The sequence below is a fragment of the Burkholderia sp. 22088 genome (genome assembly GCF_052045915.1).
Classification (GTDB): Bacteria; Pseudomonadota; Gammaproteobacteria; order Burkholderiales; family Burkholderiaceae; genus Burkholderia; species Burkholderia cepacia.
This window is the reverse complement of the sequence record NZ_JBQEPY010000001.1, coordinates 226959-236682: the sequence shown is the minus strand read 5'-3', so window position 1 is coordinate 236682 and position 9724 is coordinate 226959. Positions and strand designations below refer to the sequence as shown.

General features: G+C 63.4%; 19 protein-coding genes. 10 read left to right on the top strand and 9 right to left on the bottom strand.

The window, feature by feature from the left end; translation table 11 throughout:
• From ACTJLD_RS01175 to ACTJLD_RS01135, 9 genes are all read right to left on the bottom strand, one after another.
• Positions 1-471, bottom strand: coding sequence for a RusA family crossover junction endodeoxyribonuclease (locus ACTJLD_RS01175; protein WP_060276413.1), 471 nt, complete (start codon positions 469-471; stop codon positions 1-3).
• On the bottom strand, positions 468-728 hold the full coding sequence (locus tag ACTJLD_RS01170; protein WP_440657723.1) for a hypothetical protein: 261 nt from the start codon (positions 726-728) through the stop codon (positions 468-470). The genes ACTJLD_RS01175 and ACTJLD_RS01170 overlap by 4 nt, the downstream gene beginning before the upstream one ends.
• Positions 725-1834: a DUF1376 domain-containing protein gene (locus ACTJLD_RS01165; protein ID WP_440657721.1), complete on the bottom strand. Its 1110-nt coding sequence runs from the start codon at positions 1832-1834 to the stop codon at positions 725-727. The genes ACTJLD_RS01170 and ACTJLD_RS01165 overlap by 4 nt, the downstream gene beginning before the upstream one ends.
• Complete coding sequence (locus ACTJLD_RS01160) at positions 1831-2970, bottom strand: DNA-methyltransferase (RefSeq protein WP_440657719.1); 1140 nt, start codon at positions 2968-2970, stop codon at positions 1831-1833. Before ACTJLD_RS01160 ends, ACTJLD_RS01165 begins: the two co-directional genes overlap by 4 nt.
• On the bottom strand, positions 2967-3836 hold the full coding sequence (locus ACTJLD_RS01155; RefSeq protein WP_440657718.1) for a hypothetical protein: 870 nt from the start codon (positions 3834-3836) through the stop codon (positions 2967-2969). Before ACTJLD_RS01155 ends, ACTJLD_RS01160 begins: the two co-directional genes overlap by 4 nt.
• Positions 3833-4060 carry a hypothetical protein gene (locus ACTJLD_RS01150; RefSeq protein WP_440657716.1) on the bottom strand — a complete coding sequence of 76 codons (228 nt, stop codon included), beginning with the start codon at positions 4058-4060 and terminating at the stop codon, positions 3833-3835. Before ACTJLD_RS01150 ends, ACTJLD_RS01155 begins: the two co-directional genes overlap by 4 nt.
• The gene (locus ACTJLD_RS01145; protein ID WP_081065104.1) at positions 4054-4278 is read right to left on the bottom strand and encodes a hypothetical protein; all 225 of its coding nucleotides are present in this window, start codon (positions 4276-4278) and stop codon (positions 4054-4056) included. The genes ACTJLD_RS01150 and ACTJLD_RS01145 overlap by 7 nt, the downstream gene beginning before the upstream one ends.
• Entirely contained in the window at positions 4275-4649 is a 375-nt protein-coding gene (locus ACTJLD_RS01140; protein WP_440657714.1) for a hypothetical protein, read from the bottom strand. Before ACTJLD_RS01140 ends, ACTJLD_RS01145 begins: the two co-directional genes overlap by 4 nt.
• Positions 4650-4765: 116 nt before the next feature.
• A complete protein-coding gene (locus ACTJLD_RS01135) occupies positions 4766-5077 on the bottom strand; it encodes a transcriptional regulator (RefSeq protein WP_081333229.1) in 312 nt (103 codons plus the stop codon).
• Positions 5078-5161: 84 nt separating this feature from the next.
• On the opposite strand from ACTJLD_RS01135, the gene ACTJLD_RS01130 reads away from it, so the two are divergent.
• The 10 genes from ACTJLD_RS01130 (at position 5162) to ACTJLD_RS01085 (ending at position 9648) form a co-directional block, all read left to right on the top strand.
• Complete coding sequence (locus ACTJLD_RS01130; protein ID WP_172820435.1) at positions 5162-5509, top strand: helix-turn-helix transcriptional regulator; 348 nt, start codon at positions 5162-5164, stop codon at positions 5507-5509.
• 614 nt (positions 5510-6123) lie between these two features.
• Positions 6124-7011 carry a hypothetical protein gene (locus tag ACTJLD_RS01125; RefSeq protein WP_233432744.1) on the top strand — a complete coding sequence of 296 codons (888 nt, stop codon included), beginning with the start codon at positions 6124-6126 and terminating at the stop codon, positions 7009-7011.
• Positions 7012-7604: 593 nt separating this feature from the next.
• Positions 7605-8045: a hypothetical protein gene (locus tag ACTJLD_RS01120; RefSeq protein ID WP_440657711.1), complete on the top strand. Its 441-nt coding sequence runs from the start codon at positions 7605-7607 to the stop codon at positions 8043-8045.
• Positions 8042-8191, top strand: coding sequence for a hypothetical protein (locus ACTJLD_RS01115; RefSeq protein ID WP_168799548.1), 150 nt, complete (start codon positions 8042-8044; stop codon positions 8189-8191). Before ACTJLD_RS01120 ends, ACTJLD_RS01115 begins: the two co-directional genes overlap by 4 nt.
• Positions 8192-8216: 25 nt before the next feature.
• Entirely contained in the window at positions 8217-8564 is a 348-nt protein-coding gene (locus tag ACTJLD_RS01110; RefSeq protein WP_226112883.1) for a hypothetical protein, read from the top strand.
• On the top strand, positions 8564-8977 hold the full coding sequence (locus ACTJLD_RS01105; RefSeq protein ID WP_226112884.1) for a hypothetical protein: 414 nt from the start codon (positions 8564-8566) through the stop codon (positions 8975-8977). The genes ACTJLD_RS01110 and ACTJLD_RS01105 overlap by 1 nt, the downstream gene beginning before the upstream one ends.
• A complete protein-coding gene (locus ACTJLD_RS01100) occupies positions 8977-9126 on the top strand; it encodes a hypothetical protein (protein ID WP_440657708.1) in 150 nt (49 codons plus the stop codon). Before ACTJLD_RS01105 ends, ACTJLD_RS01100 begins: the two co-directional genes overlap by 1 nt.
• The gene (locus ACTJLD_RS01095; RefSeq protein WP_185735721.1) at positions 9123-9281 is read left to right on the top strand and encodes a hypothetical protein; all 159 of its coding nucleotides are present in this window, start codon (positions 9123-9125) and stop codon (positions 9279-9281) included. The genes ACTJLD_RS01100 and ACTJLD_RS01095 overlap by 4 nt, the downstream gene beginning before the upstream one ends.
• The gene (locus tag ACTJLD_RS01090) at positions 9278-9496 is read left to right on the top strand and encodes a hypothetical protein (RefSeq protein WP_334004275.1); all 219 of its coding nucleotides are present in this window, start codon (positions 9278-9280) and stop codon (positions 9494-9496) included. The genes ACTJLD_RS01095 and ACTJLD_RS01090 overlap by 4 nt, the downstream gene beginning before the upstream one ends.
• An 8-nt stretch (positions 9497-9504) precedes the next feature.
• Positions 9505-9648, top strand: coding sequence for a hypothetical protein (locus ACTJLD_RS01085; RefSeq protein ID WP_196489687.1), 144 nt, complete (start codon positions 9505-9507; stop codon positions 9646-9648).
• Positions 9649-9724: the final 76 nt, after the last annotated feature.

Sequence of the window (9724 nt, the reverse complement as noted above, 5' to 3'; positions counted from 1 at the left end):
TTATGCTGACTTCAGATTCAATTCGATCGCCTCGATCCGCACGCCCGGCGTGCGCGCGTAGCGCTTCGACACCCAGAGGTCGACGACCTGGCCGTCGTCGACGTACACCACCCCGTTCATGCCGTCCTTCAACGCCTTGACAACGTTGTCCGCGTCCGGCTTCTTCGTCGCGCCGATGGCGCCGGCGGCCGCCTCGCCCTGCCGCTTGTTCGACCAGCTCGCCGGGATCGGCAGACCGATGTGCACGATCAACCGAATCGGGCCGGCGTACGGCGCGGTGCTGCGCATCGCCGCGCGGGCGGCCATCTTCACGAGGTTCTCGTACCGCTCGGTTTTCTCGGGCGTGTAGGTCGTGACGTGCGCGCCGCGGCGTGCGAACTTCGGGCGCCCCTTCGCCGCCGGGTTTCCCGGAACGACGAATTCGACGCGCTGTGCGACCGGCGATGCCGCGATGAGCGACTGCTGGGTCATGCCGTCACCTCACCGGCCACGTCGTCGGTCACCAGCACGCCGCTGATCGGGCGCAGCCACGCATCCGGAATCCATCCGGTCTTCAGCTCGCACGGGCGGAACGTGACAACGTCCGTCGCCGGGATAGGCGTGGGCGCCTCGACGAACCAGCAGAAGCCGAGGTGCAGGTAATCGCCGTAAGGCGCCTTCACCTCGACGATGCGGTCGCGGGCTTTGCCACGCGTGATCACGGCCATGTCGCCGACTTTGCAGTTCATCGCCCTTCCCCCATCAAAGCGCCGGCCGCGACGGGCCCGGCAGTGTTGCGAAACGCGCGGTTGTGGTCGTCCCACCACGGGCCGTCGCCGGCCGCTTCGAACACGCGCAGCTTGAAATCGAACGGAGGTTCGTCGCGGCCCTGCTCGATGCCGAGCGTGCTGCCGTGATCGACGATGCCGGTCCACGATCGCCACCAATCGCCGACGGTGCGCGTGCCTGTCGCCGGCGTCGCGGCGCGCGCGGCGAGGAGATCGCCGAGGATCGTGTCGAGGAATCCGACGTTGAGCGGCTGCTCGGAGCGCTCTCGCTCTCGGCGCTTGCGCCCCGTGGCGACGGCCGCACGCAGGTCGTCGACCGTCACGCCGCGCGCGGGCCAACCGGCCAACCGCGCGTCATCGGCGGCGAAGCCGACGCCCGACGAGCGAAGGATTTCGACGAAAGCGGCGGCGGCGATCGGCGGTTCTTCCCCACCTCCCTGTGCTGTGCCGCCGCCGCTTGCTGTGTTTACATCTCCCTCTCCTTCTCTCTTGCGATCGGGGGGCGAATCGGGGGGCGATTGCGTTGGTGATCGGGGGGCGATCGGGTTGGGATCGCGACTCGAATCGGCCACGATGTCTTTCACCTGCCTTTTCCGCAGCCATTCCGATTGGGGGGCGACGCCCTTCAGCAGGTGCGCTGCCTCGACAACCTGCTTGCGAACGGCAACCGTGTCGATTTCGATCCCCCACCGCTTGGCATTGCCGACTGAGCCCGACAGGCTGCTCGTGAGCTTCGACAACCACGCCTCCAGCACCTTCTCAGCGGCGACCGGGTGATAGAGCCGACCGTCGGCGCACTTCACCCATCCACGCAGTGCGTGATCCTTTACGCGCTTCCAGTTCTTCGCCTGGGACAGATGGCCGAGCATCCGGTCATCCGCCGGCAAACTGGCGGCCGGAATCTGATGCCAACTCTCGAGCCACAACGTGATCGCGGCCGCGCGCTCGTCGCCGGTGCCGAGGATCCACGTTTCGGACGTCAACAGACGCTTCACCTCGAGCGGCATGAACGGGAAATCGCGGAGGTTGCAGTCCGCTGGGGTGAGAGGATTCGGGAGCTGATTCATGCAGATTCCAGCATCAGGCTCGGCTGCCGCAGGCGATCGCGCTGCAGCGGCGTGTATTCAGGATTCAGTTCGCAGCCGAGAAAGCGCCGGCCGAGCCGTTGCGCGACCTGACCGACGGTACCGCTGCCGAAGAACGGATCAAATGCGACGTCGCCCGGGCGGCTGCCGGCGAGCACGCAGGGCTCGACGAGTGCCTCGGGGAACGTCGCGAAGTGCGCGCCGCTGTACGACTGCGTCGGGATCGTCCAGACGGAACGACGGTTGCGCTCGGGCGGCATGATCGCCATCGCCTCGTCGAAGCTGGCGTTGTTCTTCGTGCCTCCCCCATCGTCCGCCAGTTTTCGCTTCACGCGGCCGCGCGAACGCTCGTCGGCGTCGGTACCGTGCCCCCAGCCAACACCGCGGCCGACGGCCTTCATATTCCCGTTCGTCTTCGCACCGCCATTCGCACGCTCGCTGCCGATCTGCGCCTGCACGTTTTGCGACAGGCGCGCGTGCGTGTTCAGGCTGACCGGTTCGAGGATCGCGGCCTGGTCGAAGTGGTACCGCTCGTTCTTGCTGAGCAGGAACAGGTATTCGTGCGCCTTCGTGCAGCGGTCGCGCACACTCTCCGGCATCGGGTTCGGCTTGTGCCAGATGATGTCCTGGCGCAGATACCAGCCGGCATCCTGCAGCGCGAACGCGAGGCGCCACGGCTGGCCGACAAGGTCTTTCGGCTTCAGGCCGTCGACGCGCATATCGGAGCGAGGTATCGGTGCATCGTCACGCCGGCGGCTCGCCGTCATGGCGCGGTTCGCCTCAGTCTGGTTGCGGCGAGTGCCGTTCAGCGTCGATGCCGTTTCCGGCCCGCTGCGCGATCCCGCGTAGCTGTCGCCCATATTCAGCCAGAGCGTGCCGTCGTCGGCGAGCAGCTCGCGCGCGAGGTCGAACACACCGACGAGCGTGTCGATGAACTCGCGCAGCGTCGACTCCTGACCGATCTCGCGGTGCTTGTCCGGGTGGCCTTCGGGCAGGTACGAGCGCAAGCCCCAATACGGCGGCGAGGTGACTATCGTCTGCACGCGCACACCATCGGCGATCATCGCGCGCATCAGGTCGCGGCAGTCGCCGCGGTGTGATTGGTCGAGCCAGTTCACGCAACCTCCCGCGCGATATGCGGCAGCGGCTCGGCAGCCGATTCGATGGCTACCTGGATGCGCTCGAGCTGCTGACGGAGTCGCTTGACCTCCGGATCGACGCTGACCCGGCGCGCGGCCTGTTTGCAGGCGCTGGCGATCTCCCATGCTCCGGCGCTCGCTGGCAGCCCAAGCACACGCGCGAGCTCGATGCGTGCGCCGTCGACTTGCGCCGCGTCGCGCTGCGCATGCTCTTTCGCTCGATCGAGGATCAGTCGTCGTTCGTTTTCCGCCTCCTCGGCCAGGTTCTCGAGCCGCTCGGTGGCCGTCTTCAGTCGGCGCTCCGCATGCAGCTGGTCCCGTACGGCATCCGCGACAACGTCGCCGAGGCGCGCACGAAGCTTCTTTTCGAGCGTCCATTCGTTGCACAGACCCGCGCGCAACTGCTCGTGGTTTTGATCCGCGAGCCGCGCCATGCCGTCGATGATCAGCTTGATCCATGCGTCGCGCGGCAGGTTCTCCATGTTCTTCAGCGTCGGGCCCTTCAGCGACCGCCAACCGTCCGGGCCACGCACGATCAAGCCGCAGCCGGCGGGGATGTCTTCTTTCTTCAGCAGCCCGGCGGGCGCGGCGAAGATCACGCCGGCGGCGAAGCGCAGGTACGACGTCCACTTGCCGGCCGTCACGTCTCGCCGGAAGTCGGCGACGCTGATCTTGCATTCGTAGGCGACTGGCTGGAATCGCGCGAAGGAGCACGGCACCGTGTAGACGTCAGGCCGCGGAGAGCCCGCCGGCCCGAGCTGCATGTCGGTCCATACGAGGCGATCGGAGGTACCGCGAAGATGCGCGGCGAGATCCTTGGCGAGGTCATCGTGCGCCCAGGTCATGCCGCCTCCAACGCCAATTCAGCGGATGTCGGGCGAATCCCTGCCTCCCAATCGAAAACGCTGTACCAACGCGGGCAGCCGTTCGCCGCAGCCCAGCCGCGCCCCCACTGCCGCGCGAAGCTTGCGAGCGGGCCGCGCAGCGGGTTCTCATGGAACGCGACGCCGGCGCGCGCTGCGCGCCAGCCTGCGCGGAACGCCGCGCGCTCGAACAAGTCGGTCAGCACGAGCCGCCCTCCTTCTTGTTGCTGTCGATCGGCGCCGCCTCGGGACGCACGCGCTCGAGCATCCAGAGCTGGTCGGCCCGGAACGCGAGGTAGTCCTGCGGGGGATCGCGGAAGATGAAAAGGTGCTTTTCCTCGATGAGGCCGAGGTAGGTCATGGGGCGCCCGAGCTTGCGGGCGAAATGCTTGCCGACGTCGCGGTGGCTGAGCGTCAAGGTCATGCCGCCGCCTGCCGCTGGGCGAATGCCTGCTGAACGAACTCACCGATCGCCTGCTGGCTGAGCCGACGGTATTCCTCGATCGCCTTGCGCTCCTGGATGGCGAGCCACTGCCGCGGGTAGTCGCAGCCGCTGAACATGCAGAACAGGTGCAACTTCGTCGCTGGAAACGGCCGGCGCCCGGCGATCAGATCGCCGAGGTGCGGATAGTGGATCTTCGACTTCTTTGCGAGCGTCTTGCGATCGAAGCGCGTGACGCCGATTTCGAGCGCCTTCGCCAGGCACTCCTCGAACGTCATAGCTTCGATCTCGCTCTCGGGCAGCGTGGCGGCCGGCGTCCACAGCGCGAACATCCTGATTTCTGGCTGGTTCATACGAAAAATCAATCGTTACCCAGTTGATTACCCACTTGCTTACCCAGTTGGCGCCGGGGCGAAATAAAGGCCAGGACAACACCTGGCCAGCTTTCAACTAATGCGAACCACTTCGATCAGCCGATGCCCGCATGAAGCACGTCGTGCCGCTCCCCTTCTGACATACATGCGCCCGTGTGCCCCGGCGCGGCGGCTTCCGCGGGATGAGGCCAGATCAGGTGCCAATCGGTCGGACGGAAGTCCCTGTACGGGATGCCGACGGCATTTCCGACGAGGACACAGTTCTCGGGTCTCATTGGATTGGGGGAATGCAGCCACTTGTGGATGTGTGGCTGCTTTTTGCCGATCAGGCGGGCAAGTGCGGACTGCGACCCAGCTTTTTGGATCGCTGCCTCCAGAGCCGGCACGGAGCAATTGGTCGGTTTCATGCGGCAATACTATAACCAAAGTTATTCATCCGCAAGAACTTTGGTTATTTGCCGCCCTACAACCAAGGTTATACGATGCCCGCTATGGAAAATCCTGAATTCGGGCGTCGGGCAAAGGAGCGTCGCGAAGCACTGGGCCTGTCCCAGAAGCACGTCGCGGAACTTGTCGGCGTATCTCAGCCGGCGATAGCAAAGGTTGAACGAGGCGGCAGCACCACGACCACGAACGGGTTCGCGCTCGCGCGGGCCCTTCTGACGACGTTGGAGTGGCTCGAATTCGGCGACGAAGTGGGCCCGCAGATCCCAGCTGGATACGATCAGCTCGACGACCTCGGCCGCGCCAAGGTCGAGGCGTACATCAGTGGCTTGCTAGCTCAAACGCTTCCCACCCCTCGCTCGACTCCGGACGAAGATAGGCCGCGCGGCGACTAACAGACCGGGCGCTCTCCGGCAACGGTTCTAGCGACGCATCCCAGAACGAAAACTCCCGCGTCACGACCGGCCGCTTCATCAGCCCCGTGAAGCCGAACGCCGGCTTTTCGAGCAGCACATCCCACCGGCCGTCAGAACGCAGCCTCTGAATTGTCACGATCGTGCCGATCAGCGCTGGGTTCGTGCTCGCCACGACCCTTGCCAAGTCTCCCGGCCTGCAGCGCAGGCGCGTCTTCATTTCTTCTTCCACTGGCCGCCCTCGTCTTCCGTTCGCCACACTACTGTATGTATGTACAGTAGTGTGGCGCAAAAAACAGGGGCTTTCAACTGTGTTATGCGGATACTGAATTGGGGGCGCGACGCCAAGCTCCCGGATATAATCACGCGACCGTGGGTTGCACAGCTGCAGTCCCTGGGGAGAGCCGAGGACTTGACCGGCCAATTGAATGCCTTGGGCATCGCAGGCGCTGCTCGCCAGCTATAATGATGGCTTCGCAGGGAGGATCTCCATATGGATCAAGACTTTATCTCAAGCGTCCAGAAGGTCTTGGAAGCCGATTCGAGATTCAGCAAGAGCGTCACCGAGGGAATCCATATGGCCTTGGACTCCCTCCGTGAGCGGCAACGCACGTTCGAGGAAAAGAAAAAATCAATCCAAGAGGAAATCGACCGTGGATCAAGGCTCACCAAGCATCGAATATCTCTATGACTTCGCATACCTCGATAGAGGGCGGGTCGATTTCTATTTTGCGCAACTGTTCGAAGACGGAGTCCTGACGCAGACAAAGCGAACCGCGAAAGACTCGTCGTCGGACACGTCCAAGATGGGCGGGTCGATCAAGGTGCTGTCTGGCGAAATGGGGGGCACCGACGTGGTCGAACGAGGGCTCGAACGTTTGTTTGACCCCAGTTGGCTTGCTCCAATCGAGGTACTCGATCGCCTCGATGAATTTCAGTTTGTGCATCGCGAGATCGCCAACACGCCTATCGGTGGGCTTTTCTTGGCGAGCGGCACAATGAGCGTGATCGATATTCGAATGCTGAAGGAGATGTGGTCAGATTTCGCGGACGTTTTCCTGCATAACGAGCTGGAGGGGCTCACTCTCCCCCCAAAACAAAAGCAGAAAGTTATGGCGGAGGGAAAAAAATCCTATGATCGCCTCGCGAAAATTCTTCAGAAGCTGCCGCATTCGATCCAGGCTTCGTTCAGGATCGGCGAAGATACTCTTTGGTCGACCTTGCGGGCCGAAAGCATGCTGATCAATCCGGATGACTTGGCTCTGAAGCATGGCACGCAAGTGCCTGGCCAATGGTTTGTTTTGGGAATCGTCGATGCGCAGCCCGGAGTCGTTGAGCCCAGTCCGGATGTCAGTTCATCCGGTCTCGATTCTGCGATGTCGCAAATGCTGGGGGGATTGCGTGAAATGATGGGGCGCCCAACTGATGCGTACGGAGTCACTCCCATCGCTATTTTCCGCGCGGTCCGCCGAAAATCGGCATAGCCTTCCCTAGAAATACCGTAGTCTGCGCAAGCCCGCCCTGAGCGGGCTTTTTTGCGCGCAGCGTCCCGCGTGATCGCCTCCCGTTCCGCCTTCTGTTACAAATTTTCCATCTGCACGATAACTTTGGTTGTTGACATGTCGATAACCTTAGTTATAATTTTCCTCAACGCGGCACCGACGTCGCGCCACCGCCCAGGCGGATCGCTCATTAGACGGATCGGCAGCAGTAATGCCGGCATCGTGAAAACAATCTGGACAGCCGGGACCGCAGTATTGGGAGCAACCGGCCGGGGCGATCCGCCTCGTGAGTCAGGACAGGCGCAGCGCGCTAGGCCGATGTTTGGCTACCGCTTGCAGGCTTGAACGAACCTGATGCAAGACAGCCAGCACCACGTGACCGATGGCTTCGTAATCGGCACAAACCTCGCGCGGCCCGGAGCCGGCACGGCCGGGAGTAGTCGGGCGCGCGAGTGATGCAGTTCTGACCGGTGGCGGTTCTTCTTCTGAGGCGTCACCAGTGAGGGCTGCGCACGCAGCGTTTCAGTTCAAGACAGAAATTCAATTAGTAATCCTATTTTCATTTGGAGGATGCGATGCATAGTCCTCGAACCCATCAGCACAATCTCCGCGTTCTCCCGGCCCGCGCCGAGCAGCACGCCGACCAGCTGCAAGCCGCGGCAGACGATGCCGCGCTGGCGCGCGACGAGCGCAATGAGGCAATCGCCGATGCCGTCACGTTCGACGTGCTGCCGTTCTCGACTGAGCAGATCGCCGTGCTCGACGCTGCACTGCGTCGCGGCTACATCGAGGACGTGTACGAGGTCTGGAACACCTGCCAAGACGTTCTCAAGGCCGAAATCGCGAGTCGTATCGCGACCGCCGACCTCGCAGCCGTCTCTCCGCGGCACGCAATGACGTACTGCTCGTCGTGCGGCGCGGAACTCGGGCCCGGAAACGCAGGAGTGAGCAGTTGCAGCGATCACCGCATCGCCCCGCGGCGCTCGCTCCACAGCATTCATCCGAGGGAGTCATGAGCCAAATTGCCCGCGACCTGCTCGAACTTCTATCCATGCCGCGCAATGACGACGGCAAGCTCGGCGGCCTTGTGGAACTGCTGCTGCGCGAGTATGCGCTGAACATCATCGCGCCGGGCGTCGCTGACGCGCGGCGCGGCTGCTGAAAAACACACCACACCGAGGGACCACATGAACGAGATCAAGCACACGCCGGGGCCATGGATCTGGGCGCCCGACTACAAGGGCCTGTATGGCGCCGGACCGAGCAACGCAGTTCTTGATCACGAGTTCTGTGAAGGGATGTGGCTGGCCCACGTCGAGCAGCGAGAAGCGAATGCGAAGTTGATCGAGACCGCGCCCGACATGGCCGCCGCCCTCGAAATGATCGCCGCAGAGGACGACGCAGCGCGGCACAACGGCACGCCCCTGCTCACGTCCGGCGTTCGCATGACGCTCGACGCCGCCCTGATCAAAGCCGGCCGCAAGGCTGCGCCGGAGCCGGTGCGGATCGTGACGATCGCGGGACGGGGGCTGTGATGCGCTTCGACACCGAAGAAGCTTTCTTCCGCGCGACCTACAACATGGCGGGCATATCGCCGGCACAGATGGGTGAAAACGCGGAGATATCCGTGCGTACCGGTGAGGACGTCCGCTATGCGGTAACTAGCGACGCAGTGAAGCTCGTGCGCGCTGCGTTCGGCGTTCACCAGCGTTGCATCGCTCAGGTCGACGGAAACTCGACGCTTCTCGAATACCGCCTTGTCGGCGCTTCGCGCGATCTCCCGGAGGGTTGGAAGGTCGTGGTGATGGCTGAGCGCGGTGCACTGCGCATCGACCTCTACAGCCCCGACGATGAGCGTGTCGAGTTCCCGGGCATCCACCGCGACGAACTCGCCGGGCAAGTCTACGACGCAATTCAAGCCGCGCTCGCTGGCGCACGGGAGGCATGATGCGCGCCCCTCTCAACAGCCTATCGCCTGTATCGCGCGTGCGCTACGTGATCGAAGGCGCGGCATGGGCATTCGCGTACGGCGTCGCGATCGGCTTGCTGTGGTACGGCGCGCTTATCGCCGGCCCGTACCTGCGGAGCCTCGGATGAGGGCCCTACTTCGCAAGATCGCCGAGCTGTTCGCCCTCTGGATCGTCATTACGACAGGACTGTTCCTGTTCGTATGGCTCGTCGTGCCGCAGTTGATTGGCGCGCCGGATGACTCGATCCCCGCCTCTGCATCCGTTCCGACGAGGTCCACATGAGCAAGCGTCTCAACGCATTTTTCATTATCTGGTGCCCTACGGGCCCGTATCCGCCGAAGCATCGACATGAATCACGCGATGCCGCCGTGCAGGAGGCTGAACGTCTTGCGCGCGTCCATCCGGGCAACGAATTCTATGTGATGCAGGCCGATACGATGCGCGCGGTCGACGACATGAAGCGCGTCGACTTCGAGCCCCCGGATATCCCATTCTGATGGCCGCCATGAGCCGCTTCACCGATCACGCCGAACGCTTCGAAATTCATCACCCGCGCGCTGCCCGGGTGCTGGTGCTCGCGATATTCGTGGCCGTCGCACTCCTCGCCATAGCCATCGACAGCATCACGAAGCACTTCGGAATTTTCTAAGAGGCACCGCCTCGCGCTCCCCGGAGCGTATTCCCCTGCACTTCCCGAATCTCGCTCGCGCCTCACCCGAGCGCAG